Source organism: Streptomyces tsukubensis (assembly GCF_003932715.1).
In the GTDB taxonomy this organism is placed as follows: Bacteria; Actinomycetota; Actinomycetes; order Streptomycetales; family Streptomycetaceae; genus Streptomyces; species Streptomyces tsukubensis.
Window position 1 is genome coordinate 7006969 of sequence record NZ_CP020700.1, and the last position, 26773, is coordinate 7033741.

24 protein-coding genes, 1 pseudogene and 1 riboswitch are annotated in these 26773 nt (G+C 73.1%); of the genes and pseudogenes, 14 read left to right on the plus strand and 11 right to left on the minus strand.

All coding sequences use genetic code 11. The features are described from left to right. Positions 1-49 precede the first annotated feature (49 nt). The 8 genes from hpnE (at position 50) to B7R87_RS33865 (ending at position 9305) form a co-directional block, all read left to right on the plus strand. Positions 50-1444 (plus strand): hydroxysqualene dehydroxylase HpnE, encoded by a 1395-nt coding sequence (hpnE, locus tag B7R87_RS29150; protein WP_187144520.1) that lies wholly within the window; start codon positions 50-52, stop codon positions 1442-1444. A gap of 65 nt (positions 1445-1509) precedes the next feature. Beyond that, on the plus strand, positions 1510-2604 hold the full coding sequence (locus tag B7R87_RS29155) for a polyprenyl synthetase family protein (protein WP_006345424.1): 1095 nt from the start codon (positions 1510-1512) through the stop codon (positions 2602-2604). Positions 2605-2848: 244 nt separating this feature from the next. Further along, a complete protein-coding gene (gene shc, locus B7R87_RS29160) occupies positions 2849-4921 on the plus strand; it encodes a squalene--hopene cyclase (RefSeq protein WP_040913218.1) in 2073 nt (690 codons plus the stop codon). After that, positions 4921-5601 carry a phosphorylase family protein gene (locus B7R87_RS29165; RefSeq protein ID WP_130584739.1) on the plus strand — a complete coding sequence of 227 codons (681 nt, stop codon included), beginning with the start codon at positions 4921-4923 and terminating at the stop codon, positions 5599-5601. The genes shc and B7R87_RS29165 overlap by 1 nt, the downstream gene beginning before the upstream one ends. A gap of 5 nt (positions 5602-5606) precedes the next feature. Then, positions 5607-6629: an adenosyl-hopene transferase HpnH gene (gene hpnH, locus B7R87_RS29170; protein ID WP_006345421.1), complete on the plus strand. Its 1023-nt coding sequence runs from the start codon at positions 5607-5609 to the stop codon at positions 6627-6629. Between the two features lie 178 nt (positions 6630-6807). Next, positions 6808-8247, plus strand: coding sequence for an aspartate aminotransferase family protein (locus B7R87_RS29175; protein ID WP_006345420.1), 1440 nt, complete (start codon positions 6808-6810; stop codon positions 8245-8247). Positions 8248-8323: 76 nt separating this feature from the next. Continuing rightward, positions 8324-8965: an XRE family transcriptional regulator gene (locus B7R87_RS29180; protein ID WP_006345419.1), complete on the plus strand. Its 642-nt coding sequence runs from the start codon at positions 8324-8326 to the stop codon at positions 8963-8965. Between the two features lie 163 nt (positions 8966-9128). Beyond that, the gene (locus B7R87_RS33865) at positions 9129-9305 is read left to right on the plus strand and encodes a DUF6126 family protein (RefSeq protein WP_006345418.1); all 177 of its coding nucleotides are present in this window, start codon (positions 9129-9131) and stop codon (positions 9303-9305) included. 169 nt (positions 9306-9474) lie between these two features. Here B7R87_RS33865 and B7R87_RS29190 read toward each other — a convergent pair whose 3' ends face one another. Next, positions 9475-10287 (minus strand): tyrosine-protein phosphatase, encoded by an 813-nt coding sequence (locus tag B7R87_RS29190; RefSeq protein WP_006345417.1) that lies wholly within the window; start codon positions 10285-10287, stop codon positions 9475-9477. 469 nt (positions 10288-10756) lie between these two features. Continuing rightward, positions 10757-10908: riboswitch (cyclic di-AMP (ydaO/yuaA leader) on the plus strand. Between the two features lie 5 nt (positions 10909-10913). Between B7R87_RS29190 and B7R87_RS29195 the strand changes: the two genes are divergently transcribed. After that, a complete protein-coding gene (locus tag B7R87_RS29195; protein ID WP_130584740.1) occupies positions 10914-11894 on the plus strand; it encodes a M23 family metallopeptidase in 981 nt (326 codons plus the stop codon). Positions 11895-12069: 175 nt separating this feature from the next. After that, on the plus strand, positions 12070-12870 hold the full coding sequence (locus tag B7R87_RS29200; RefSeq protein WP_006345414.1) for an SGNH/GDSL hydrolase family protein: 801 nt from the start codon (positions 12070-12072) through the stop codon (positions 12868-12870). 13 nt (positions 12871-12883) lie between these two features. Here the strand turns inward: B7R87_RS29200 and B7R87_RS29205 are convergent, their stop codons facing one another. The 5 genes from B7R87_RS29205 to B7R87_RS29225 all read right to left on the minus strand — a co-directional run bounded on the left by B7R87_RS29205 (position 12884) and on the right by B7R87_RS29225 (position 18395). Next, entirely contained in the window at positions 12884-13771 is an 888-nt protein-coding gene (locus B7R87_RS29205; RefSeq protein ID WP_006345413.1) for an STM4011 family radical SAM protein, read from the minus strand. Between the two features lie 10 nt (positions 13772-13781). Next, positions 13782-15131 (minus strand): STM4012 family radical SAM protein, encoded by a 1350-nt coding sequence (locus tag B7R87_RS29210; protein WP_006345412.1) that lies wholly within the window; start codon positions 15129-15131, stop codon positions 13782-13784. After that, a complete protein-coding gene (locus tag B7R87_RS29215) occupies positions 15128-15967 on the minus strand; it encodes an STM4013/SEN3800 family hydrolase (protein WP_040913206.1) in 840 nt (279 codons plus the stop codon). Before B7R87_RS29215 ends, B7R87_RS29210 begins: the two co-directional genes overlap by 4 nt. Positions 15968-16138: 171 nt before the next feature. Then, positions 16139-17431 (minus strand): STM4014 family protein, encoded by a 1293-nt coding sequence (locus tag B7R87_RS29220; protein ID WP_006345410.1) that lies wholly within the window; start codon positions 17429-17431, stop codon positions 16139-16141. 4 nt (positions 17432-17435) lie between these two features. Then, positions 17436-18395 carry an STM4015 family protein gene (locus tag B7R87_RS29225; protein WP_040913201.1) on the minus strand — a complete coding sequence of 320 codons (960 nt, stop codon included), beginning with the start codon at positions 18393-18395 and terminating at the stop codon, positions 17436-17438. Between the two features lie 233 nt (positions 18396-18628). Here B7R87_RS29225 and B7R87_RS29230 point away from each other — a divergent pair, with 233 nt between their 5' ends. The 3 genes from B7R87_RS29230 to B7R87_RS29240 all read left to right on the plus strand — a co-directional run bounded on the left by B7R87_RS29230 (position 18629) and on the right by B7R87_RS29240 (position 20754). Next, positions 18629-19123, plus strand: a complete 495-nt coding sequence (locus B7R87_RS29230; RefSeq protein ID WP_130584741.1) for a hypothetical protein — start codon at positions 18629-18631, stop codon at positions 19121-19123. A gap of 91 nt (positions 19124-19214) precedes the next feature. Then, on the plus strand, positions 19215-19541 hold the full coding sequence (locus B7R87_RS29235; protein ID WP_006345407.1) for a hypothetical protein: 327 nt from the start codon (positions 19215-19217) through the stop codon (positions 19539-19541). Positions 19542-19707: 166 nt separating this feature from the next. Further along, entirely contained in the window at positions 19708-20754 is a 1047-nt protein-coding gene (locus tag B7R87_RS29240; RefSeq protein ID WP_391117036.1) for a DUF6745 domain-containing protein, read from the plus strand. 169 nt (positions 20755-20923) lie between these two features. Here B7R87_RS29240 and B7R87_RS29245 read toward each other — a convergent pair whose 3' ends face one another. The 5 genes and pseudogenes from B7R87_RS29245 to B7R87_RS29265 all read right to left on the minus strand — a co-directional run bounded on the left by B7R87_RS29245 (position 20924) and on the right by B7R87_RS29265 (position 25019). Continuing rightward, entirely contained in the window at positions 20924-21556 is a 633-nt protein-coding gene (locus tag B7R87_RS29245; RefSeq protein ID WP_006345405.1) for a TetR/AcrR family transcriptional regulator, read from the minus strand. Further along, the gene (locus B7R87_RS29250; protein WP_006345404.1) at positions 21553-22260 is read right to left on the minus strand and encodes a DUF4166 domain-containing protein; all 708 of its coding nucleotides are present in this window, start codon (positions 22258-22260) and stop codon (positions 21553-21555) included. Before B7R87_RS29250 ends, B7R87_RS29245 begins: the two co-directional genes overlap by 4 nt. A gap of 7 nt (positions 22261-22267) precedes the next feature. Continuing rightward, a pseudogene (locus tag B7R87_RS29255) lies at positions 22268-22951 on the minus strand (hypothetical protein); the annotation flags it as partial. Positions 22952-23102: 151 nt separating this feature from the next. Then, positions 23103-23723 (minus strand): TetR family transcriptional regulator C-terminal domain-containing protein, encoded by a 621-nt coding sequence (locus tag B7R87_RS29260; protein WP_078902036.1) that lies wholly within the window; start codon positions 23721-23723, stop codon positions 23103-23105. Between the two features lie 105 nt (positions 23724-23828). Next, positions 23829-25019: a glutamate dehydrogenase gene (locus B7R87_RS29265; RefSeq protein ID WP_006345401.1), complete on the minus strand. Its 1191-nt coding sequence runs from the start codon at positions 25017-25019 to the stop codon at positions 23829-23831. Positions 25020-25530: 511 nt separating this feature from the next. Here B7R87_RS29265 and B7R87_RS29270 point away from each other — a divergent pair. Next, entirely contained in the window at positions 25531-26760 is a 1230-nt protein-coding gene (locus B7R87_RS29270; protein WP_130584742.1) for an MBL fold metallo-hydrolase, read from the plus strand. Positions 26761-26773 lie beyond the last annotated feature (13 nt).

Consider the following 26773-nt stretch of genomic DNA (forward strand, 5'->3'; position numbering starts at 1 on the left):
TGCGCGGCGGGGACGCGTCCCTGCACTCGACGGCCCGAGGGGAGGTCGTATGACGGACCGGACCGGTAACCCGCCGACCATGGCCGCGGTCGTGGTCGGCGGCGGTCTCGCCGGGGTGACCGCGGCCCTGCGGCTCGCCGAGGCCGGACTCGGCGTGACCCTGCTGGAGGGCCGCCCCCGGCTGGGCGGCCTCGCCTTCTCCTTCCGCCGCGGCGACCTCGTCGTCGACAACGGCCAGCATGTGTATCTGCGCTGCTGCACCGCCTACCGCTGGTTCCTCGACCGGATCGGCGGTACGGCGCTGGCGCCCGTACAGGACCGGCTCGACGTGCCCGTAGTGGACGCCGACCGGCCCGCCGGGTCCCGGCTCGGCAGACTGCGGCGCACGGCACTGCCGGTCCCGCTGCACCTGGCCGCGAGCCTGGCCACGTACCCCCATCTCTCCCTCGCGGAACGGGCCTCCGTGGGACGGGCCGCGCTGGCGCTCCGCGGCCTCGACCCCGCCGACCCGGCACTCGACGGCATCGACTTCGCCTCCTGGCTGCACCGCCACGGGCAGTCGCCGCGCACCGTCGAGGCGCTCTGGGACCTCGTCGGAGTGGCCACCCTCAACGCCCGGGCCGCCGACGCCTCCCTGGGCCTGGCCGCCATGGTCTTCAAGACCGGGCTGCTGTCCGAGCCCGGCGCCGCCGACATCGGCTGGGCCCGGGTGCCCCTGGGCGACCTCCACGACACCCTCGCCCGTACGGCGCTCGAAGCCGCCGGAGTCCGCGTGGTGACCGGCACCCGGGTCAAGGACGTCGCCCGCGACGGCCACGGCCGCTGGCTGGTGCAGACCGACGAGGAACTGCTCGACACGGACACCGTCGTCCTCGCCACCGCCCAGCGCGAAACCCACGCCCTGCTGCCCGAGGGCGCGCTCGACGCCCCCGACCGGCTGCTCGACATCGGGACCGCGCCGATCCTCAACGTCCATGTCGTCTACGACCGCCCGGTCCTGCGCCGGCCCTTCTTCGCCGCCCTGGGCTCGCCCGTGCAGTGGGTGTTCGACCGTACGGACGCCTCCGGGCTGAACGACGGCGGTCAGTATCTGGCCCTGTCCCAGTCCGCCGTCCAGGACGAGATCGACGCACCCGTCGCGGAGTTGCGCGCCCGCTATCTGCCGGAGCTGGAGCGGCTGCTGCCGCCCACCCGTACCGCGGTCGTCCGCGACTTCTTCGTCACCCGGGAACGCACTGCGACCTTCGCGCCCGCGCCCGGCGTCGGACGGCTGCGCCCCGGGGCCCTCACCCGGGCGCCCGGCCTCTACCTCGCCGGGGCGTGGACCGCCACCGGCTGGCCCGCGACCATGGAGGGCGCCGTGCGCAGCGGACTGACCGCCGCGGGCGCCGCCCTCGCCGCCCTGGGCCGCCCCCACGAACATCCGCTCAAGGAGGCGGCGTGAGCCTGCGCACCGGACCCACCGTGACCAGCGAAGCAATCGACATCAGGAGAGAGACCGTGCCGACAGTGCCCTCGGCGAACCCGGCGGAACACACCGCGCCCGGCATCGAGCGCGCGGACGGCGCGGCCGGGGTCGACATCGCGGCGCTCCTGGAGCGTGCCAGGGAGATGTCCGCACCGGTCCTGCGGGCTGCCGTCGACCGGCTGGCCCCTCCGATGGACACCGTCGCCGCCTACCACTTCGGGTGGATCGACGCCCAGGGGCGGCCCGCCGACGGCGACGGCGGGAAGGCCGTGCGCCCGGCGCTCGCCCTGCTCTCCGCCGAGGCCGCGGGCGCCCCGCCCCAGGCGGGTGTCCCGGGTGCCGTCGCCGTCGAACTGGTCCACAACTTCTCCCTGCTGCACGACGACCTGATGGACGGCGACGAGCAGCGCCGCCACCGCGACACGGTGTGGAAGGTCCACGGCCCCGCCCAGGCCATCCTGGTCGGCGACGCGCTGTTCGCGCTCGCCAACGAGGTGCTGCTGGAGCTGGGCACGGTGGAGGCGGGGCGGGCGACGCGCCGGCTGACCACCGCGACCCGGAAGCTGATCGACGGCCAGGCGCAGGACATCTCCTACGAGCACCGCGAGCGCGTCAGCGTCGAGGAGTGCCTGGAGATGGAGGGCAACAAGACCGGTGCGCTGCTGGCCTGCGCCGTGTCCATCGGCGCCGTACTCGGCGGTGCCGACGACCGGACCGCCGACGCCCTGGAGCGCTACGGCTACCACCTCGGCCTCGCCTTCCAGGCGGTGGACGACATCCTCGGCATCTGGGGCGACCCGGACGCCACCGGCAAGCAGACCTGGAGCGATCTGCGCCAGCGGAAGAAGTCGCTGCCCGTGGTGGCGGCGCTCGCCGAGGGCGGGGAGGCGTCCCGGCGGCTCGGGGAGCTGCTCGCCGCCGATGCCAAGAGCAGCGACTTCGACTCCTTCTCGGAGGAGGAGTTCGCCACCCGGGCCGCGCTGATCGAGGCGGCGGGCGGCCGCGAGTGGACCTCCCAGGAGGCGCGCCGCCAGCACACGATCGCCATCGAGGCACTCGACGCCGTCGAGATGCCCGGCCGGGTGCGGGAGCAGCTGATCGCCCTCGCCGACTTCGTCGTCGTCCGCAAGCGCTGACCGGGCCCGGTCCCGCTCCGGGGCCGGCCCTGTCCGGGAGACGGATGGCCCGTCCATCCGGCCGATCCCTCGACAAAGCGCCCCTCGGGCAACTATGACGGAATCCTTCACGGAAGAGATGATCCTCATCACCTATACGCCGATACGCATCGCAGTCGCCGGCAGGTGACCGGACAACCGTTTCACCCGCCGACGGCATACCCCCAGTACAGCGCAGCACGACCACTGCACCGAAGGGGAAGCCATGACAGCGACGACCGACGGAAGCGGCGGGCCCGTGCGGGCCCGCGCCGCCGCGGACAGTGAGACAGCGAGTGCCCCGGCTCCCGCGGGCCGCCCCGGGGAGCGGACCGCGGGTGACGAGCGGACCGGATCGGCCCGGCGGGCCGTCAACCGGGCCGTGGACCATCTGCTGGCCCGGCAGGACGCCGAGGGCTGGTGGAAGGGCGACCTCGAAACCAATGTGACGATGGACGCCGAGGACCTGCTGCTCCGTCAGTTCCTCGGCATCGGTGACCGGGCCGTCACCGAGGCCTCGGCCCGTTTCATCCGCGGCCGGCAGCGCGCCGACGGCACCTGGGCCACCTTCTACGGCGGTCCCGGCGAACTCTCCGCCACCGTCGAGGCGTACGTCGCCCTCCGTCTCGCCGGGGACCTGCCGGGGGACCCCCATATGGCCCGGGCCGCCGCCTGGGTCAGGGAACAGGGCGGAATCGCCGCGACCCGCGTGTTCACCCGGATCTGGCTGGCGCTCTTCGGCTGGTGGCGGTGGGAGGACCTGCCGGTCGTCCCCCCCGAGCTGATCTTCCTGCCGAAGTGGTTCCCGCTGAACATCTACGACTTCGGCTGCTGGGCCCGGCAGACCATCGTGCCGCTGACGGTGGTCTCGGCCCGGCGCCCGGTGCGTCCGGCGCCCTTCGCCCTGGACGAGCTGCACACCGACCCCCTGCTGCCGAACCCTCCCCGCCCGCTGGCGCCCGCGAACAGCTGGGAGGGCTTCTTCCAGCGCGCGGACCGGGCCCTGCACCGCTACCACCGGGTGGCGCCGCGCAGGGTACGGGAGTCCGCGATCGCCGCCGCGTCCCGCTGGATCGTGGAGCGGCAGGAGAACGACGGCTGCTGGGGCGGCATCCAGCCGCCCGCCGTGTACTCCCTGATCGCGCTCCATCTCCTCGGCTACGACCTGGGACATCCCGTGATGCGGGCCGGAATCGAGTCCCTCGACCGCTTCGCGATCTGGGAGAAGACCGAGACCGGCGCCCCGGTCCGGATGATCGAAGCCTGCCAGTCCCCGGTCTGGGACACCTGTCTGGCCACCGTCGCCCTCGCCGACGCCGGTCTCGCCCCCGACCATCCCGCGCTGGTGCGGGCCGCCGACTGGATGCTGGGGGAGGAGATCGTCCGCCCCGGTGACTGGGCGGTGCGCCGCCCCGGACTGGCCCCCGGCGGCTGGGCCTTCGAATTCCACAACGACAACTACCCGGACATCGACGACACCGCCGAGGTGGTGCTGGCCCTGCGCCGGGTGGCCCATCCCGATCCGGCGCGGGTCGACGCTGCGGTGGCCCGTGCCGGACGGTGGACCCTCGGGATGCAGTCGCGCGACGGCGGCTGGGGGGCGTTCGACGCCGACAACACCAGCCCGTTCCCCAACCGGCTGCCGTTCTGCGATTTCGGGGAGGTGATCGACCCGCCGTCGGCGGACGTCACCGCGCATGTCCTGGAGATGCTGGCGTACGAGGGCCGGGCCCACACCCCCCGGGCCCGGCGCGCCGTCGACTGGCTGCTCGCCCACCAGGAGCCGGGCGGCGCCTGGTTCGGCCGCTGGGGCGTCAACTACGTCTACGGTACGGGGTCGGTGGTCCCGGCCCTGGTCGCGGCCGGCATCCCGGCCGCCCACCCGGCCCTGCGGCGCGCCGTCGACTGGCTGCGCTCGGTGCAGAATCCCGACGGCGGCTGGGGCGAGGACCTGCGCTCGTACGACCACGGCGCCTGGGCCGGGCAGGGTTCCTCCACCCCCTCCCAGACCGCCTGGGCGCTGCTGGCGCTGCTGGCGGCGGGGGAGCGGGATTCCGAGTCCGCCGAACGCGGGGTGCGGTGGCTGGTCGAGGCGCAGCGGGACGACGGCGGCTGGGACGAGCCGTACTTCACCGGCACCGGTTTCCCCTGGGACTTCTCCATCAACTACCACCTCTACCGGCAGGTGTTCCCGCTGACCGCGCTCGGACGCTATGTGCACGGCGAGCCGCCCGTGGGCGGCGTACCGCGGGCCGGGACGCCGCGCGCCGTCGCCGTCACCGCCCGTAAGGGAAGCTGATGGCCGGCGCCGGCCCGGCGGGCCCCCCGGCCGCCCCGGCCCCCCCTGACGCCACAGCGCCGCTGCTGATCGCCTGTGCGCTCGGCATCGAGCGGCTGGCCCTGCGCGGGGGCGACCACAGCGGTGCCCGGGGACCGGTGACGGTGCTGCGCACCCGGATGGGGCCGGTGAACGCGGAGCGCGCGGTCCGGGCGGCGCTCACCGGCGATGCGCTGCGGCACGCGGCAGTGGTCGCCTCCGGCTTCTGCGCCGGACTGGCCCCCGGGATGCACCCCGGCGATGTCGTCGTTGCGGGGGAGACCCGGGGCGGCGACGGCTCCCCCGTGGTCTGCACGGACACCGGGCGGCTCGCGGACGCCGTCGCCCGGGCCCTGCCCGGCCACCGGGTGCACCGCGGACCGCTGACCGGATCGGACCATGTCGTACGCGGCCCGGAGCGGGCCGAACTGCTGGCCACCGGCGCGATCGCGGCCGATATGGAGTCGGCGGCCACACTCCGTACCGCACTGGCCGCCGGACCCCGCGCGGTTGCCGCCGTCCGGGTGGTCGTGGACGCCCCGGAGCATGAACTCGTCCGAATCGGCACGGTACGCGGTGGAATATCAGCCTTCCGTGTTCTCCGTGCCGTGCTTCCCGCTCTTCATGAATGGCACCGTTCTTTGCTGCTCCCCAGGAGGTGAGCCAGATGGCCATGCCACTCCGTCAGACCATCCGGGTAGGAACGTATCTCTTCGAACAGAAGCTCCGCAGGCGGGAGAAGTTTCCGCTGATCGTCGAGTTGGAACCGCTGTACGCCTGCAATCTGAAATGCGAGGGCTGCGGAAAGATCCAGCATCCGGCGGGAGTGCTCAAGCAGCGGATGCCGGTGGCCCAGGCCGTGGGGGCGGTGCTGGAGTCCGGGGCGCCGATGGTCTCCATCGCGGGCGGCGAACCCCTGATGCACCCCCAGATCGACGAGATCGTGCGGCAGCTCGTCGCCCGGCGGAAGTACGTCTTCCTCTGCACCAACGCCGTACTGCTCCGCAAGAAACTGGAGAAGTTCACCCCCTCCTCGTACTTCGCCTTCGCCGTGCACATCGACGGACTGCGCGAGCGGCACGACGAGTCCGTCGCCAAGGAAGGGGTGTTCGACGAGGCGGTCGAGGCCATCAAGGAGGCCAAGCGGCGCGGCTTCCGGGTCACCACCAACTCGACCTTCTTCAACACCGACACCCCGCAGACCGTCGTCGAGGTCCTCAACTACCTCAACGACGACCTCCGGGTCGACGAGATGATGATCTCCCCCGCCTACGCCTACGAGAAGGCACCCGACCAGGAGCACTTCCTGGGCGTCGAACAGACCAGGGAACTCTTCCGCAAAGCCTTCGCCGGCGGCAACCGCAAGCGCTGGCGGCTCAACCACTCCCCGCTCTTCCTGGACTTCCTGGAGGGCAAGGCGGACTTCCCCTGCACCGCCTGGGCGATCCCGAACTACTCCCTCTTCGGCTGGCAGCGCCCCTGCTATCTGATGAGCGACGGCTACGTCCCGAGCTACCGGGAGCTGGTGGAGGAGACCGACTGGGAGAAGTACGGGCGCGGCAAGGACCCCCGCTGCGCCAACTGCATGGCGCACTGCGGCTACGAACCGACCGCGGTCCTGGCCACCATGGGCTCCCTGAAGGAATCCCTCAGGGCCGCCCGCGAAAGCGTGTCGGGCAGCCGGAGCTGACCCGGAGCCCGCCCGGGCCCGGCCCGCGGCGGAGCAGGAAGTGGCGGCGGGCCGCGGCCCGCCGCCACTGCGAGCGGAGCACGCAGACCGAGAGGGACAGCCGGCCGTGCCGTCTCACCCCGGTGGAGACCGCCGGCCGGATCAGCGCCGTACTGGCAGCCAAGGAGAACCCCGCTCCATGACCCCGACCCCGACCCCGTCACCGGAACCGACGCCGCCCGGGGCCGCCGCTCCGGCCGGGAGCTTCGACCTCGCCGGACTGCTGGCCGAACGCGGCGGCGAGCGGTACGCCCTGCACGCCCGCCACCTCAACCCCCAGCTGCCGCGGATGCTGCGCACCATCGGCTTCGACCGCACCTATGTACGAGCCGAGGGCGCCTACTTCTGGGACGCCGAAGGCAACGACTATCTGGACATGCTCGCGGGCTTCGGGGTGATGGGCCTGGGCCGCCACCATCCCGTGGTCCGCAAGGCGCTGCACGACGTCGTCGACGCCTCCCTCCCCGATCTCACCCGCTTCGACTGCCCGCCGCTGCCCGGACTCCTCGCCGAGCGGCTGCTGGCGTACAGCCCGCATCTGGAGCGGGTGTTCTTCTCCAACAGCGGTACGGAGGCGGTGGAGACCGCGCTGAAGTTCGCCCGGTACGCCACCGGACGGCCCAGGGTCCTCTACTGCCACCATGCCTTCCACGGGCTGACCACCGGCTCCCTCTCGGTCAACGGCGAGTCCGGTTTCCGCGACGGCTTCGCCCCGCTGCTGCCCGACACCGCCGTCGCCCTGGGCGATGTGCCCGCCCTGGAGCGCGAGCTGGCCCGGGGCGATGTGGCGGCCCTGGTGGTGGAGCCCATCCAGGGCAAGGGGGTGTACGCGTCCCCGCCCGGCTATCTCGCCGCCGCCCAGGAACTCCTCCACCGGCACAAGGCGCTGCTGATCGCGGACGAGGTGCAGACCGGTCTCGGCCGGACCGGCGACTTCTACGCCTACCAGCACGAGCCGGGGGTGGAGCCGGATCTCGTCTGCGTCGCCAAGGCGCTCTCCGGCGGCTATGTGCCGGTCGGTGCCACCCTCGGCAAGGGGTGGATCTTCGAGAAGGTCTACTCGTCGATGGACCGGGTGCTGGTGCACTCCGCCAGCTTCGGCTCCAACGCCCAGGCGATGGCCGCCGGGCTCGCCGTCCTCGCGGTCATCGAGGACGAAGGGCTGGTCGCCCGCGCCCGCGCCACCGGCGATCTGCTCCGCGGCCGTCTGGGTGCGCTGGTCGACCGGTACGAATTCCTCCACGAGGTCCGCGGCCGGGGTCTGATGACCGGCATCGAGTTCGGCCGCCCCCGCTCGCTGGCCCTGCGCAGCCGGTGGGCGATGCTCCAGGCGGCCCGCAAGGGACTCTTCGCCCAGATCGTGGTCGCTCCGCTGCTGCAGAAGCACCGGATCCTCACCCAGGTCTCCGGCGACCACCAGGAGGTGATCAAGCTGATCCCGCCGCTGACCATCGGGGAGCCGGAGGTCGACCGCTTCGTGACCGCCTTCACGGCGGTCATGGACGAGGCCCACGCCGGGGGCGGACTGCTCTGGGACTTTGGAAAGACGCTGGTCAAGCAGGCGGTGGCCCAGCGCTGAGATCATACGATCGGGAAATTTTTGCCTCCGGGGCAAGAAACTTGCCTCGGAGGCATTTTCCTGGCGCAATGGAGTCATGCAGAGTCCTCCCGGGGGCCACCCCCCGGACCTCCGATCCACGGCGCCCGGCGGCCCCGCCGCCGGGGAGGCGCCCGACGCCCTGCCGGACGTGGCACCCAGGCTGCGCGATCTGCGCCGCAGGCGCGGGCTCACCCTGGAGGCCGCCGCCCACCGCGCCGGACTGTCGCCCGCGCATCTGTCCCGGCTGGAGACCGGCCGCAGGCAGCCCTCGCTGCCGATGCTGCTCGGCCTCGCCAGGATCTACGGTACGACAGTCGCCGAGCTGCTCGGCGAGTCGGCACCCGAGCACGACCCCGTGATCCGGGCCGGCAGCCGGGAACCCTCCCAGGCCGACGGCTGGACCTACCACCAGGTCGGCAGCCCGGGCCGGGCCATGCAGACGCTCCGCCTCATCGTGCCGTACGGCGCCCAGGGCGAGCTGGTCCGCCAGCATCCCGGCGAGGAGTGGCTCTACGTCCTCGACGGCCGGGTCCGGCTCGGTCTCGGTGACACCGTCCACGAACTGGGCCCCGGCGACAGCGCGCACTACGACTCGCTGACCCCGCACCGGATCGCCGCCGCCACCCGCGACGGAGCCGAGATGATCTTCGTCCACACCCTGCTGCAGAGCCCCGACATCTTCCATCCGCACTTCTAGGTCCCCTCTCCGGTCTTCCGGTCTTCCGGATCTTGCCGATCCGGCCCGGTCCGGGAGAAGGGCCCGGGCCGCCCGACGGTCCGCACCGTCCCGCCCGTGCAGATGCGATCCGGCCCCGCGCCGGAGGAACCCGGCCGTCGCGCCGGAGAAAGCAGAGGCCGTCATGGTCGAGAACCCCGCCGCTTCCGAAGGCGCCCAGGCCGCCGGTACCACCCCCCGTGCGAAGAACGAGGAGGGCAAGTTCCCGAAGGGGATCTGGATCCGGCTCTTCGCCTATCTGGTCGCCGGACACGTCTTCGCCGGCTTCCTCTACCTGCTCTTCGAGGTCGGGGCCAAGTAGACCGCCCGGACCCCGGGGCCGAACCAGGGGCAGCCCGCCCGGCCGGCGGCTGAGGGCCGCACCGCGATCCGCCCGGCACCGGCCCGGCGCCCGGCGCGACGCTCTGCGGCCGGGCAGGGGCCCCGCTCGCACCGCAGAGCCGAGCCCGCTCCGGACGCCCGGGGCCCGCTCAGTCCGTGCCGAGCAGCCTCTCCCGCAGCCGCTCCCGGGTCGCGGAAGAGAGGCCGAGCCCCTCGGAGAGATAGCGCGGCGTACCGCCCCATACCGAGTCGACGGCGTCGAAGGCCGCGTGCAGATACGCCGCGCGGGCGTCGAACAGCGGGCTCAGCAGCTCCATCACCTCCGGCGACATGCCCTCCGGGGCGTCCTCCGCCCGGCGCACCCGGTAGCGCCGGTGCGGGTCGTTCGACTTGAGATAGTCCGCCTCGACGGCCTCCCGCTCCACACCCACCGCGAGCAGGGTCACCGCGACCGACAGCCCCGCCCGGTCCTTGCCCGCCGCGCAGTGCATCAGCGCGGGGACGCTGTCCTCGGCCAGCGCGTGCAGCACCCGGCTGTGCTCGGCCGTCCGCCCGGTGATGATCGTCCGGTACGCGTCCACCATCCGCTGCGCCGCCCGGCCGTCTGCCAGCAGGGACCGCAGCTGTGACAGATCACCCCGCCGCACCACCTGCCAGAACTCGGCGCCGTCCGCCGGGTCGCTCAGCGGGAGGTTGAGATTCCGGACCCCGGGCAGGGTCACGTCCGGGCCCTCGATGCGGATATCGGCGGCATTGCGGAAGTCGAAGACCGTGTGCAGTCCGAGACCGGCGAGAAAAGCGGCGTCGCTCGCGGTGGCATGGGCCAGATGGCCGCTGCGGTAGAGCCGTCCGAAGCGCACTGCACGGCCGTCGGTCGACGGCAGTCCGCCGACGTCGCGGAAGTTGCGGATCCCGGCCAGCTCCGGCTCGGTCGACGGGACCTGCGGCACCTGCTGCGTCACAACGGCTCCCTGGGCAGTCACGGCCGTCGGCGCCGGTCGCCGACGGTGGCATGACCTTGACGATACGACATTGATTCCTCAGGCAATCATTCCATCGGATGGTCATGAACTGCACGGTGAATGCATGGTGGGCGCTCGGCGCCCGGACGTGCCACCGACTGTCGAATGAACAGCTTCTGTCCCCTATGTCCGTCATGGTCTCTTCGTTGGAACATGCCCTGTCTCGTTGGGAGATGGGGAGCGGCTCATGAGCAGGATCACAATCGTGACGGTGTGTGGCGGTGGCCCGGGAGGGGCATACGGACGCCCGGCGGGAGTTGACGGGGTGACGCCCACGGAGGGTCACCGCGGTCGGCCCGTCCTCAAGATCGGCTCCGCCCGTCGCCGGGTGAGTGGCTTGTTCCTGCTCTTATGGCCGGTCTACGGTCACCGCACTCCGGTCGGACCGCCGAATCCTGCCGCCGTCCGGAACCCTTCACCCGAAGCACGTGGCAGGAGCGGGGGACCCAGGTAGTCCGCCGGACGGGAAACCGTCCGGCTCGGGGTGAAGTCGCGCCGTGCGCGACCGGGCACCTCCCGCCCGAACCCGACAGCTCACCTCGCAGGCGCCGGAGAGGAAACGCGCCATGCCCGGAAAGGGTAAGCACCGCCGTCCCAAGTCGACGGTCATCACTCGTGGAATCGTCGCTGCCGGTACCGGCGGTGCCGCCATCGCCCTGCCCCTGATCGGGGCCACCGGCGCCCATGCCGCCGAACAGGCCGCCCCCGCCGCCCCGACCGCCGCCGTCGCCCCGGCGGCCGCCCCCGCCGCCGCTGCCGAGAAGTCCGCCGGATCAGCCACGTACATCGTGGTCGCCGGGGACCATCTGTCCAAGATCGCCTCCGAGCGGGACGTCGAGGGCGGCTGGCAGGCGCTGTACGCCGACAACCGCGCCGCGGTCGGCGACGACCCGTCCCTGATCCACCCGGGTCTGAAGCTGGTGCTCGACGGCAAGGGCGCCGAGCGCGCCCCCGAGGCCCCGGCCGCCAAGAAGGCCGAGGCGGCCGAGCCCGCGCAGACGGTTGAGAAGGGTGAGCGGGCCTCGCGCGACGGTGCCCGTCCCGCCGCCCCCGCCCCGGCCGCCGCCGAGCCCGCCGCCCCGGCGCGGCAGGAGACCGCCCCGGCGCCCGCGCCGGAGCCCGCCCCCGAGGCCGCCTCCGGCTCCTGGGCCGCCCCGCTCGCCGGTGCCCAGGTCAGCACCCCGTACCGGGCCTCCGGTGCCATGTGGTCCAGCGGCTACCACACCGGTGTCGACTTCGCGGTCCCGACGGGCACCTCCGTCCGGTCCATCGGCCCCGGCACGGTCGTCTCCGCGGGCTGGGCCGGCGCGTACGGCAACGAGGTCGTCGTCCAGCACACCGACGGCACCTACTCCCAGTACGCCCACCTCTCCTCCCTCTCCGTCTCGGCGGGCCAGTCCGTCGACGGCGGACAGCAGATCGGCCTCTCCGGCTCGACCGGCAACTCCAGCGGCCCGCACCTGCACCTGGAGGTCCGCACCGGACCGGCCTACGGCTCCGACATCGACCCGGTCGCCCATCTCCGCGGCCACGGCGTCTCCCTCTGAGACGCCGCAGCTCCGGCCCTGGGCCCCGCCGCCCCGGCGCCCGGCGAATCCCCCGCGACACCCCGTGTCGCGGGGGATTCCCCGTATTCCCACCACCCCGGGTGATCACGGTGGGATAGATCACGGCCCGTCAACCCCTCCCTACGGTCGCGTAGGTCACATCCGCGGAGAGAGGATGGCCTCCGTGGGAGACGATTCGAGAACTTATGACCAGTCCGGAATCGGGTCGTACGCGGCGATCGGGGACAGTTTCACCGAGGGCGTGGGGGACCCGGGGCCCGGGGGGACCTACCTCGGCTGGGCGGACCGCTTCGCGGGACTGCTCGCCGACCGCAGACCGGAACACACCTTCCGGTACGCCAATCTCGCCGTACGCGGCAGACTTCTCGACCAGATCGTGGAGGAGCAGGTCCCCAGGGCGAAGGAACTCGCCCCGGACCTGGTGTCGTTCTGCGCCGGGGGCAACGACATCATCCGTCCCGGCACCGACCCCGACGATGTGGCGGAGCGTTTCGAACGTGCCGTCGCCGAACTGACCGGCGCCGTCGGCACGGTCATGGTGACCACCGGGTTCGACACCCGGAACGTGCCCGTCCTGCGCCATCTGCGCGGCAGGATCGCCACGTACACGGCCCATGTCCGGGCCATCGCCGACCGCTACGACTGCCCGGTGCTCGACCTGTGGTCGCTCCGGTCCGTACAGGACCGCAGGGCCTGGGACCCCGACCGGCTGCACCTGTCGCCGGAAGGGCACACCCGGGTCGCGCTGCGGGCCGCCCAGGTCCTCGGCCTGGAGGTGTCCGCCGACCCGGACCGGGCGTGGCCGCCCGTACCGGTGCGGGGCACCCTCGAAGTCCGGCGCGACGACATCCAGTGGGCGCGGGAGTACCTCGGGCCGTGGATCGGACGGCGGCTGCGAGGCGAGAGCTCCGGCGACCACGTGGAGGCCAAGCGGCCCGATCTGCTGCCGCTGTGACCCCTTCCGGCGGTCAGGGACCGGCCGGGCCGCCGGAAGGGAGCACCCCCGGAGCCGGTATGCGCTCCAGCACCCCGCCCGCGAAGACGTCGTACAGCGGCAGGGATTCGAGGTGGACGTACCCGATGTGGCAGTCGCAGACCGCCAGCGGACAGGCCCGCGGCCGCAGCGCAGCGCGGTAGGAGCCGTCGTAGAGGTTGCCCAGCGGGGCGGGGACGAAATGGCAGCGGCGGACCGTCCCGTCGCCGTCAACCGAGACCACCGACTCTCCCGTACGGCACGGCAGCCCGGCCGAAGCGTGCGGATGGCGGCTGTACGCGAACAGCGGGTCGATCGCGGCCCATCCGGCGGCCTCGGCATCGGTGTAGGTGTGCCCCTCGGCCGCGTTCACCCAGAGGTAGACGTGTTCCGGCAGTTCGGCGCGGAGCCGCAGCGCGGGCTCGCGGTGCTCAGGCAGACCGACGATCCCGACGCTGAAGCGGATCCCCAGGGCGGCCAGCTCCCGGGTCTTGCCGAGGAAGCGGTCGTACGGCGTCTGACCCGGATGGTACGTGCACCAGAGCGCCACCTTCTCCGGATCGGCGTCGGCCAGCCAGCCGGTGCGGCAGCTCAGGTTGGTCTGCACGGCCACCCGCCCGACCTGGGGCAGTCCGGACAGCTCCACCAGGGCCCGCCGGTACCAGGAGCGGACCAGAGCTTCGCCCCAGGGGGTGAAGAGCACCGAGAAACGGCCCCCGGCGGGCGCCGTCGGCTGGTCGGCCACCCATCCGCAGAATCGTTCCAGCGCGGCGCGGTCGGCGCGCAGGGTCTCCGGACTGTCCCGCCGCTTGGCGAACGGGCAGTAGGGACAGTCGTAGTCGCAGGAGGCCAGCGGCCCCCGGTAGAGCATCGTCAGATCCACGGCGCCGCCCTCACTTCGGCTCGTAGGCGGCCATCCCGGCACGCACGGCGGGAGAGAACAGCTCGGGACCCAGCGCGTCCGAGTGCGCGAGCCCCTCGGGGCCGAGCCGGAGGAGACCGGCGGGCGCGTCCCGGTCCAGCCAGCCCAGCGCGGCGAACCGCGCCAGCTCCGGGCCGAAGTCGTCCTCGGGCGCGCTGCCGAAACGGTCCCGGTACTCCTCCGCCGCCAGCCCCCTGGCCTGGAGCAGCGACTGGAGCAGATGGCGCCGCCGGGACTCCGTACCGTCCATGGCGAAACCGACCTCGGCCCGCCCGAAGTCCTCGGTACGGGTGTAGTCGTCGATGATGCCCCGCACTTCGGACGCGCCCACCGCGTAGTCGAACGAATAGTGCAGCCGGGAGGTGTACGAGCGGGCACCGCAGCCCAGTCCGATCATGCCGTCGGTCTGGCAGGCGTAGTCGTCGGGGCCCCGCGCCTCGCCCGCCCCGGGCGCGTCCGTCCGGCGGAACATCCGCATCGACACCTGCTCGTACCCCCGGGCCAGGAGGTGGTCCCGGCCCCGGCGGTACAGCGCGAGGCGCCGGGCGTCCCACTCCAGGTCGCTCTCCCTGACCCGCCGGTCCAGACCGGTCAGCGGCCGGACGTACAGCGGGTAGAGATACAGCTCCTCCGGACGCCAGCCGAGCGCGGCGTCCAGGGAGTAGCGCCAGGTCCGCTCGGTCTGGCCGTCGATTCCGTAGATCAGGTCGATGTTCAGGACGGGGACGCCGCTGTCCCGGATGCGGCCGAGCGCGGCCTCGACGTCGGCCCCGCGCTGGGGGCGGACGGCGGCCCTCGCCTCCTCGGCGACGAAGCTCTGGACCCCGATGCTCAGCCGGGTCGCGCCCCGGGCGGCCAGGACCGCGAGCCGGTCGGCGGTGGCGGTCGAGGGGGAGGTCTCCACGGAGAGCGGTACGGCCGCCAGCTCGGCGCCCATCCGCTTCTCGGCGATATCGCAGAGCCGGTCCAGCTCACCGGCGGTGAGGAAGGTGGGGGTGCCGCCGCCGAAGGCCGCCGCGGCGAACCGTACCGGACCTTCGTCGCCCAGCGCGTCCCGGACCGCCTCGGCCTGGCGGTCCAGGGCGTCGAGGTAGCGGGTCGTCAGCTCGCCGGGCGCGCCGATACGGGTGAACAGATTGCAGAAACCGCAGCGGACCTCGCAGAACGGTATGTGGAGGTAGAGGGAGAGCGCGTCCTTCCGCTCGCCCGCCCACAGCTCGCGCAGCCGGGGGCGCCGCTCCCCGAGGGGGCGGTAGGCGGTCTTGTGCGGATAGGCGTACACATAGCTCTGGTACGGCCGGGGGGCCGGTGCGGTGGTCATACGGCGGCCTCCGGCCGGACACCGGGGGTCCCGGGCGGCGGGTCGAGGAAGAAGTGGGCGTACGGCACCGTCCAGACGGCCTCGTGGCCCAGGCGGTGGCCGGTGTAGCCGTCGTCGCCGTAGGTGGTTCCGTGGTCGGAGCAGACGATCGTGAAGCAGCGGCGGCGGCTCGCGGCGGCCGCGAAGAGCCGTCCGATGTACCGGTCGACGTACTCCAGGGCGGCGGCGTGGGTGGCGCGCGAGTCGCCCGCCGCCCGGGTGGCGCCCTCCAGATGGAACCAGTTCGGCTGGTGCAGGGACGGGACGTTGACGAAGAGGAAGAGCCGCTGCTCCCGCGGGAGACCGGCGGTGATCTCCTCCACCCGCTCGGCCTGGGACGCGAAGGAGGTGGGCGAGGCCACGCCGAACTCCGGCTCCCAGTGGCTCTCCTGGAACATCCCGGGCAGGACCGAGCCCAGCGGCCCCTGCCGGTTGAAGAATCCGACTCCGCCCACGCACACCGTGCGGTACCCGGCGGCGGCGAGACCGGACACCAGATCGGGGGTGTCGAAGACCCAGGTGCGGCCGGCGGTGGTCTCGCTGCCCGCGAAACGCGCGGCGAAGAGCCGCGGATGCGGGCCCGGCGCGGCCGGGGTGGGCAGGAAACCGGCGAACATCGCCTGGTGGGAGGCGTAGGTGAAACTGCCCGGCGCATGCCGCCGCTGCCAGGCGCCGCCCGGCAGGTGCCGGGCCAGGTTCGGGATGCGGCCGGCCGCCGCCAGCTCCTGCGCGACGTCGTACCGCAGGGTGTCCAGGGTGACGAACAGCAGATCGTCCCGGCCGACGACCTCGTTCATGTCCGGGTCCCCGGAGCCCTCGGGGCCGGGGGACCGGAGGTCCGGCGGGCGGACCCCGGTGGTGGTGTCAGACGTCGGCACGTTCGTTCCCTGCTCTCGGTGCGGTGCTGCTCGGTGATGCGGTGCTGTCGTGCGCTGCTGTGTGCTGCCGTGATCCCCCGGCCGCGGCGGCTAACGGGGGTCCGGCAGCGCGGTGTTCCGCGGTACGGCCACGGGCGGTACGGCAGCCGAGGGCGCCGCACCCGGGGGTATGGTCCGCCCGGCCCGTAACGCCGCTCCTGTCGGCGTACCGCCGGATACCGGGCTACCGGTCCGGTCGGAAGGGCGCGCCACGGCCGCCGCCCGCCGCCGGATCGCGGCGATCTGCGCCCCGTAGGTGTCGAGCCCCGCGGCGGGCCCCTCCGCCGGCCCGGTGAGACCGGGCAGCAGATCGCCGAAGGCATTGACCTCCCCGACGGCGAACGCCCGCCAGTTCCGCAGCGGCAGCAGGTCGACCCCGACGCGCAGCGCCCCCGGGAAACGGTCCGCGGCCCGCTCGCAGATCTCCAGCGCCTCCGCCCAGTCGCCCCCGGAGCGGGCGATCGACTCCCGGGCCGCGGCCAGATCTCCGCGGGCGCCCCCGAGGTGGAGGTTGGTCATGGGGGAGCGGCTGGTGCGCACCACGGCATGGGTGGCGCGGCCGTCCGTGACGACGATCCGCAGATCGGCGCTGCGGCCGTCCTGGGACGCCTTCGGCAGCCAGCGTTCGATGTGCAGCCCGTCGGGGGCGAGTGCGTCCACGATCGCGGCGATCTCCGTCTCCCGGGTGTAGCTCCGCACCCGCAGGGAGTTGAAGAGCCTGCCCCGCTCGTCGCGCTCCACGGACGTCGTGGCCCGGATCCGGCCGCCGCTCGCGGTCTCCACGGCGAGCACCCCGGACGCCGACGAGCCGTGGGCGAGCTTGACGAACATCCGGTGCAGCCCGGCGTCCCGGGCCAGGGCCCGGACATCGTCCCAGCCCCGGACGGGCGGGGCCCCGCTGCCCGAAGTCGGCGAATCGGGCACCGGCACCCCCGCCTCCCGGAGCACGCCGTGACAGAGCCGCTTGTCGAAGAGGACGGCCAGGTGGCCGGGGTCGTCCAGGGCGACGGCACCGGCGGCCGTCACGGCGGCCGACACCTCGGCGGCCGCGGCGACGAACCGCGCGTACCAGCGGCCGCTGCCCTCCACCCGGGTCGGGTCGCCGCCGCGCAGGATCGCGTCGGCGGCCGGGTCCTCGCCGGGGGATTCGATCCGCACCCACTCGCCGGGCCGGAATCCGGCCCCGCCGTGCAGGACGTCGGCCCAGGGCACCACGCGCACCGGGGGCAGCCCGGCGGACCGGGCGGCCTCCCGGAAGAGGGTGACCCGGCGGCCCGCCGGATCGCCGACCACCGCGATCCGGAGGTCCGGGTGCGGTGCTGCGGCTGACGTCGTCGCGGTCATGGCGTCATTCGCCCACGGCGACGTAGCGGTTGTCCCAGTCGCTCTCCTGCTCCCACTCGTCGAACATGCTCTCGTCGAGGTTCACCTCGACCCCGGCGGCCCCGAGGGTGGTGCGCAGCCGCTCCTCCATGGCCTCGGTCAGATAGTGGTGGCCGAGGTCGAGCTTCTTCAGATGGGTCAGCGGCTGCCCCTCCAGCAGGGCCTGGGCGCCCTCGTCGCTGAGGGTGCCCATGGAGAGGTCGAGGACCTCCAGACGGGCCACCACGGGTGCGCCCGCGAGCGCCTGCGCCACGGCGTCCTGCATTTCGCTGTTGTGCAGGGCCAGATGGCGCAGCTTCGGCAGCCGGGCGCCGGTCAGGAACGGCTGGAGGTCCTCCGGCACGGCCGTCGCGCCGTACTCGGAGGTGCCCAGCCAGAGGTCGAGGATCTCCAGCTCGGGGAAGTCGGAGGCGGCGATGTCCCGTACCACCTCGGCAGCGAGCCCGCCGGTCTCGACGGTCAGGGAGCGCAGGCGTTCGTGGCGGACCGGCTTCAGCTCCAGCTCCATACCGCCGCGGACGCCGAACTCCTCCAGCAGCGGGAAGGCCTCCAGCAGCGGGGTGACCGGGCCCTGGTTGATCCACGAGATCTCGCACTCGTCGGACGAGACGTCGGCGAAGAACAGGGAGCGCAGTGCGGGGAACCGTTCCGCGGCGTCGACCAGCGCCTTGACGATCGGCTCGGGGGAGGTGTCGTACGCCTCCGACCAGACGCCGACGACGAACGCCCGGACCTCGGTGGTCTCGACCTGGGTCAGGAAGCGGGCGAACACGTCCTCCCAGGGCTCCTCGCTGTCGTAGGCGTCGACCGCGATCCGCCAGGCGACCGTCCCCGCCTCGGGCAGCGGGGTCTCCTTCGCCTTCTTCCTGCCCTTGGCGGGGAAGTCGAAGACGGGCAGGCCGAACAACTCCTGCAAATCGCTCATGGAAGAACTCCAGACACCGAGGGTGGTCGATCAACTGATCGGTTCGATGGGCAGAAGTTGTACCAAGCCGCACTGACATGTGCTGCTTCCGGGGTCCCCGGAGCCGGTTCCCCGGCCGGGGGCGACCCGGGCACCCGTTTCCGCCCGTCCCGCCTGCACCGCCCGGGAGCTGCGGAGTTAATGTATTGAACGCGTTCAAATAAGGTGGGCGCCGGGCACTTGGGAGCATGGGGATGAGAACGAAGACCCTTCGAGCGGTGGCCCTGGCCGCCCTGCTGGCCCTGACGTCCGTCGCCTGCGACGAGGGCCTCCACTCCGCGTCGGTCGACGCCCGGGGCCTCGGCGGCGACTGGGCGAACGAAGCGGGTACCCGCTTCGTCTTCCGGGCGGACGGCCGGACAGACGGGACCGGACTGCGCCACAGCCTGCCGGGGGACAGCGGCTGTCCCGACGCATGGAGCGGCACCTGGCAGTTCCTGGGAGTGTCCGGCGAAGCGGATACGGAACCCGCCGAGAACCCCGACGGAACACTCGCCCGGGGCGACAGCATCGACCTCATGGCGGACGCCGCCGAAGCGGACGGCTGCTCGGTCCTCATCCAGGTCGGCAGGGACGGCCGGGGCCTCGCCCTCTGTCTCGTGGAGGACCCCGGCATCGACTGCACCGACCGCGAACTCCTCCGCGGCCCGGACCGCACCGGACCGGAATCACCGCTGGTGAAAAGGTAGTTCGGAGTCGCTTCCGAGGCCGTTGTCAGACCCTCCCCTTAGCGTTTTCACCAGTTCGGCGCACTCGGTGCCGAGCGTCGAGGGGAGAGCTATGTACCGCCAGGGAGACGTGCTGATCGTGCCCGTCGCCGAGGAGAGCGTTCCGGCGCACGTCGCCGACGCCCCGGCCGAATCGCGCGACACCCGGGGACGGCTGGTGCTCGCCCTGGGCGAGGTCACCGGACACGCCCACGCGGTGCTGGGCGCCGGCTGGCTGGTGCGCGAGCCGGGCCCCTTCGGGCCCCTGGTGCTGCATCTGCCCACGGGCGGGAAGGTCGTCCACGAGGAGCACGCCGCCATCGACCTCCCCCGCGGCTGGTACCGGGTGATACGCCAGCGCGAGTACCTGCCGGGCGCGGTCCGCATCGTGGCCGACTGACCGCACTCCGCGCCCCCGCGCTCATCGGGGGGCGCATCCGCCGGACGGCGGGTCCCGCCGGTGCCGGACCGGGACAGCAGCAGCACAGCAACAGCGGAACGACGACGAACCCGGCCGGTGCCGGGTGTACAAGGGGACGGGGAGTCCGATGCGACAGGTCGAGGACATCGACACGATGGGCAAGTGGCGGGCCGTGGCGGCGGCCACGGGACCGGCGGACCGGGCCGTGGCCGAGGAGGGCGTCCGGCGGGCCTACCGCGACGCGGGGCTGCCCGAGCCGGAGCGGATCCTCTGGGCGGGTTCGCCGCTGGAGGCGATCGGCATCGTCCGGGCCCTCGGGGACGAGAAGGGACCCTCCGCCAGAGACCGGGTGCGCACCAAGCCGTGGGCCGACGAACGGCGCCGGGTCCATGACGCGCTGGGCCCCGGAGGCTGGACGGAGCTGTGGAACGACACCGGCGCCCGGCTCTGGGACACCACCCGCGCCCTGGCCGACCGGATCAGGGCCGGGATCCTGGAGCGCCTGACCGAGGCCGCGGGGATCGACGAAGCGTCCGACGACGCGCCGGAACTGCGGCTGGCCGTGGAGACCGAGACCCGGCAGCTGCTGCTCGATGCGGTCCTCGGCCAGCACGACGCGGCGTGGCTCGCCGCCTTCGACGGACGGAGCGAGCGGCTCGAACCACTGGTGCGGATAGCGACCGCCGCCGGCTGGTGGTGGCCGTACGAGAAGGCCGTGGTCATCTGCGAACGCCCCACCGAACTCCACCGCGACGAAGCGGGCCGCCTCGACCACGGCTCGGGCCCCGCGCTGAGCTTCCCCGACGGGTTCGCCCTCCACGCCTGGCGCGGTATGCCGGTCCCCGCCGGCTTCCTCGCCGAACTCTCCTCCCTGACCCCCGCCCGGATACGGGAAGAGGAGAACGCCGAACTGCGCCGCGTGATGCTGGAGTTCTACGGGTACGACCGCTACCTCGCAGAATCCGACGCCCGGCCGGTGCACCAGGACGAGTCCGGAATCCTCTGGCGGATCCCGATGAACGGCGACGAGGACGTGGTGATGGTGGAGGTGGTCAACTCCACTCCGGAGCCCGACGGTACGTACCGTACGTACTGGCTGCGGGTACCCCCGTCGACCGGCACCGCGAAGGAGGGTGTGGCCTGGACCTTCGGCCTGGACGAGAAGGGGTACGAGCCGCTGCGCCAGACCTGATGCGGAACAGGGCCGCCGCCGGAGGGTGCGCGGCGCGTCCGGGACGGACGGCGGGCGGACCGCCTTCCCGGTACGGCAGAGAGCGGGCACCCACCGCTCTCCGGAAGCCGCCGGGCGGGCACGGCACCCGCTGCCCTGCCCCGGGCCGCTGCCCCGGCCCCGGGAGCGGTCAGCCCGCGGTGTGCCGCTGGATGCGGTGCCGGACGGCCCGCCGGCTCAGCGGCCCCAGCCCGTCGAGTACGGTGGCCAGCTCCGCGAGCCGCTCCAGCGCGTCGAGGGCCCGCTCCGCCCCCTCCGGATCCACACCCTCGTACAGCTCCAGACCCACGAAGGAGGCCGAGACGGCACGGGCGAGCCCGGCGGGATCGGCGAACTCGCCCAGCGGACTGTCCGCCAGCACCCGTACCAGCACGGTCTCGATTTCGGTGATCCACAGGTCGAGACCGGCCGCGGTCGCGGGCCCGAGCCGGGGCTGGGTCTGCGCCCCCGCGAGCAGCTGGGCCAGCGCCGCCACGCTGCCGTGGTCCCGCTCCTCCTGGTGCATCTCCCGGCCGAAGGCCAGGAGTTCCCCGAGCGTGGAGACCTCCGCGAGCCGCTCGCGGTAGCGCTCGACCCGCTGCCGGGCGCCGTGCCGGCAGGACTCGGCCAGCAGTTCGTCCACTGAACCGAAGTGGTAGAAGACCAGTGCCTGGTTGACCCCCGCCGTGGTGGCGATCGCCCGGGCCGACGCCTTGGCGATGCCCTGCTCCCGAACGGTGCGCAGGGCCCCCTCCAGCAGCTTCAGCCTGGTCTCCTGGCTCACGCCCTGATCTCCTCCCGCACCGGGCGCAGCCCGGCGCGCACCCCGCACGAGCCTACGTCGTGGTACGCGACGGTGAACGACCCCTCGTATCCGAACAGCGGCCCGAAGCGGCGGTTGGTCACCCGGACCCGGATCCGGAACCGCCCCGTCGTCTCGTCGTACGCCTCCCGGACCTCGGCGTCCCCGCCGATCAGCTCCGGTACGCGGACGTCGACCGGCCCCTCGCGGAACCGGTGGATCCCCGAGCGGATCAGCAGCGAGCCGTCCGCTTCGGCCGTGGGACGGAGCTCGCTGGCGAGGTGCTGATGGGTCCCCAGATAGTCGAGGATCCGGTCTCCGCGCGGGTCGAGGACCATCGTCGCGTCGAACCTCCGGGGCCCGTCCGGGAAGGCGAAGGTGCGGACGAAGGTGACGGTCTCCCGTCCGAAGGAGTCCCGGTACGGCACGTTCTCAATGGTGAAGGGAATCGCCCGGCCGGTGCGGGGCACGAGGATGTTGCGGGTCGCGCCGAGGGTGAGGAAGGGCTTCAGGAAGGGCGTGACCACGAGGGAGCCGCCGTGCCACACCCGGTCCATCACCCCCCGTCCCGTGCAGGCCTCCCCGCTGTCGAGCCCGACGGAGAACCGGCGCTGCAGCCGGGGGTGCAGCCGCTCGAAGTCGTCGCCCATGACGGTGCGGAAGAGTGCGGTGGGGGCCGTAGTCATCGGAGTTCTCCAACGCGGTGAGCAGGGCCGGCGTACGGACGGGTGAGGGAGGGGTCCGCAGACAGCGGCGGGCCGCGGGGGTGCCGGGGGCCGGCGGCAGCAGCAGTACGGCGACGACCGCGGCCGGTACCGCCACGGGCCCCACGACCAGGGCCGCGACCACGACGGCCAGCAGCCGGCCGAGCACCTCGGCGGCCGCCCGCAGCAGGGCCCGCTCGGGGCTGATGCCCCGTTCGCACCAAATCCTGAGCCGGTCGAAGGACCAGGCGGTGGCCCAGCCCATCAGCGGACGGAACACCAGACGGTCCACGACCCCGCCGAACCGCCCCCAGCGGGGCCGGTAGTCGTAGCCGGTGAGGAAGCGGATGCCGTCGGGGGTGGGCACATAGCGCCAGTAGCCGCTGCCCCGCCGGATCGGGGAGAGCGGATCCGGGGACGCGAAACGCAGTGCCGACACCCGTCCGCCGTCGGACCGGTGCCGTTCACCGGCGCTGATCCCGGTCCCGGCCACCGTGAGGAACGGCAGCACCCGGGTCGCGTATCGGAACCGCAGGACCCCGTTCCCGGTGTCCGGCAGAGGTGCGATCTCGGTGAAGCGTGCGTCCCACCGCCGGTGCGACTCCGGTTCCTGGGTGCGGTTCCACAGGGTGTCGAGGTCGGTGCGGACGAGCGTCTCGATATAGAGGCCCAAGGCCGGTCCCCCTTGTCACGGCGAGTTTGAGCGACTGCTCAAACGGACCGTATCGAGTTTTGAGCGACCGCTCAAGCAGGGATTCTCAAAGTCATGAGCGGGACATGACAAGCTTGTGGATCTTCAGCCCTGCCACGGGTGTGCGGTCCCGTCAGCGCAGTGCCGTGGCCAGTTCCGCCCGCTCCAGGCCCAGTTCGCGGGCGAGCGCCTCGTCGGTCCACTCCAGCATCGCGGCGCGGGACAGCGATCCGGCGTACGAGGTCATCTGGACGGCGAGTCCGTCCAGGAAGGCCGTCAGCCGCCAGGCGGCCGCGGCCGGGTCGGGGCAGGGGAACTCCCCGGCGGCCGCACCCTCCGCGATGACCTCGGTGAGCGCGGCCTTCCACTGCTGGTCCAGATCGCGGGCGACCTCGCGCAGGGCGGGTTCGCGCAGCGACGCCGCCCAGCCTTCGATCCACAGCCGCCAGCCCTTGGCCGCTCCGGTCGGCGCGTACCAGCGGACCGCCGCGCGCAGTCTCCGTACCGCCGAAGTCCGCCGACCCAGCAGCTTGCGCAGATGGGCGAGATCGGCGTCCGCGGCATGCGCGAACGCGGCCGCCACCAGTTGTTCCTTGGTCGAGAAGTGGTAGAGCACCAGGGCGTTGCTGACCCCCAGGGACGCGGCGACGTCGGCGATCCGTACATGTGCGACACCGCGCAGCTGGATCTGCTCGACGGCGGCACCGAGGAGTTCCTCGCGCCGCTGTGCCACGCTCAACCGGACTCTTGCCACGGTCCTCACCCTACACAGCGGATCTTCGGGACCGCCCCGGCCGGACGGGCCCCGGAGCCCTTTCCGGACAGGGCGGCCGGGACCGTCCCGCGGCGTGGCGGACCGTCAGACGGGATCCCCGAACCGCTCCGTGATCACGGGCAGGCGCTCGGCCACGATCGCGTGCGCCGCGGCCCGCGGAGTCGTGCCGTCCGCCTCGGCCCGGGCCAGCATCGAGCCGACCAGCCCGCGCATCGACCCGCGGATACGGGCGAAGGCCTCGTCCGCGTCCGCCCCGATGTCCCCGAACAGGGTCCACCACCACCAGGCGTTCGTGCCGGAGTTGACCACCACATCGGGCAGGACGGTCACCCCGCGCCGGGCCAGCACCGCCTCCGCCTCCGGCAGTACCGGCATATTGGCGGCCTCGACGACCCAGCGGGCCCCGATCCGCGCCGCGTCGGCGGCGCCGATCGCGTACGAAACCGCCGCCGGTACGAGCACCTCGGCGTCCACCGACAACCAGGCGTCGCCCGGCAGTTCGAGGTCACCGGGCCGCAGAGCCGAGCGGTCCACCGTGCCGTAGGCGTCCCGGGCCGCGAGCAGCGCCTCCACGTCGAGCCCCTCCGGATGGGCGACGGTGCCCTTCAGATCGGCGACCGCGACGATCCGCAGCCCCGCCCGGGACAGGAAGCGGGCGGTCGCGCCGCCCATGGTGCCCAGCCCCTGGAGGGACACCCGGGTGCCCTGATACGGAACGCCCGCGCGGTCCAGCGCGGCCAGCACCGACTCCGCCACCCCGCAGCCCCCGGCGAGTTCGTCGAGCCCGATGCCGTCGACCTCCACCGCGAAGGCGTCCGCGAGCCGGCGCCGGGCCGCCGTCTCGTCGTCCAGCAGCCGGTAGACGGCCTGGACCGACGAGACCAGACCCGCCTCGCGCACGGCGCGGTCCACGACGTCCTGGGTCAGACCGAGATCCTCGCCGGTGGCCCACACCGTCTCCAGATACGGGCGCACGGCACGCAGATAGCGGACCAGGACGCCGTACGCCTCCGGATCGCGGGGATCGCAGTCCAGCCCGCCCTTCGCCCCGCCCAGCGGCAGATACTTCCCGGCCGGGCCCTCGGGGTCGTAGTGCAGCGCCTCCTTCATCGTCATCCCACGGGCCAGGCCCGCCACCTCCTCCAGCGTGCAGCCCGCCCGCATCCGCAGTCCGCCGCTCGCCACCCCGCGGACGAGACGGTCGACGACGAGATGGCCCTGCCGGCCGGTGACCGGATCGGTCCAGGTGAGGGAGAGCAGAGGGCGGTCGGTCATGGCGGTGCTCCGGAAGCAGGGCCGCGGCCGCGTCCGGCCCCCGGGGCGACCGGCGTGCGGGTCCCCGGCGGTCGGGTCGGGCTCCCCGCTCCCGCTGCGGCCCGGCCTCGACCGGGCCGGTCCGGCCCCGGAACGGCCCGGCGTGCGGGCTCCCCGAGGGCGGCGCGAAGGGGAAAACCGGGTGGCCGCACAGACACCCGGCTGAATCACCGTTCAGTATCAGAACCCGGACCGTCCGGTGTCAATGTGATCGTCAATCGGCCGTCGGAGTGACATGGCGGCGGGTGGAAGCGCGGAAGGGGCGCGCGCCGGGCGGGACGCCGGGGCCGGTCACCGGCTCACGGTGCGCGACCAGGAACATCCGTACCGGCACGGACGTTGAGGGGGCACGGCGGAACCGACCCGGGGCGACCGGCCCCGGCCACCCCGGCGGGCCGCCCGTGCGGGTGATTCCGCCCCCGCACTGTCGTATGCCGCGCACATAATGAGAAGACCCGACACAGGAGGTGCCGTGACCGGAGCCGGCTCACCCCGCACACTGCGATCCCGGCTGCGCGCCCTGCGCTCCGAGGCATTCGGCGCCGACCCCTCCGGGGCGCGGCTGGAGCGGATCCTGAGCTCGCCGAATTTCGAGGACGGGTCGTTCCGGAATCCGGTGGGGGCCAGGACCAGGCCGTCCGGTGCGTCGATGGCCGAGTTCGCCAAGATCTACTTCCACAAGGAGGCGAGGGCCCGCAGATCCCCCGCCGGGCGGATCCCGGTCCACCCCACCACCGCCGCCGATCTGGCGCGGCCGCCCGTGACCGGGCTCCGGCTCACCTGGATGGGGCATTCCACCGTCCTCGCCGAGATCGAAGGCCGCCGCGTCCTCTTCGACCCGGTCTGGGGCGACCGCTGCTCCCCCTTCTCCTTCGCCGGACCCAAACGGCTCCACCCCGCCCCGCTGCCCCTCGCCGCGATCGGCCCGGTCGACGCCGTGGTGATCTCCCACGACCACTACGACCATCTCGACCTCCCCACGATCAAGGCCCTCGTCTCGTCGGAGACGGTCTTCGCCGTCCCCCTCGGCGTCGGCGCCCATCTGGAGCGCTGGGGCGTTCCGCCCGGCCGGCTCCGCGAACTCGACTGGAACGAATCCGCCGACATCGCAGGACTGCGGTTCACCGCCACCCCCGCGCGGCACTTCTGCGGCCGCGGTCTGCGCAACCAGCAGCACACCCTCTGGGCCTCCTGGGTCGTCGCCGGGTCCGACCACCGCGTCTACCACAGCGGGGACACCGGCTACTTCCCCGGCTTCCGGGAGATCGGCGCGGCCCACGGCCCCTTCGACGCCACCATGATCCAGATCGGCGCCTACAGCGAGTACTGGCCCGATATCCACATGACCCCGGAGGAGGGCATGCGCGCCCATCTCGACCTCCAGCAGACCGAGCCCACCGGAGTGATGCTCCCCATCCACTGGGGCACCTTCAATCTCGCCCCGCACCCCTGGGCGGAGCCCGGCGAGGGCACCGTCGCCGCAGCCGCCCCCGTCGGCGCCCGGCTCGCCCTGCCGGTCCCGGGCCGGCCCTTCGAACCGACCACCGGGGACGTCCCGCAGGACCAGTGGTGGCGTGCCGTCGCCACGGCACCCGTCGGCGGCTGGCCCGCCCCGTCCGACACCACCCGGGCCCCGGCCGCCCCGGCCCCGGACGAACCGTCGCCCGGCACGGACGGCCGGAAAGTGGCCCCCTCCGCCTGAGCCCGCCCCCGCC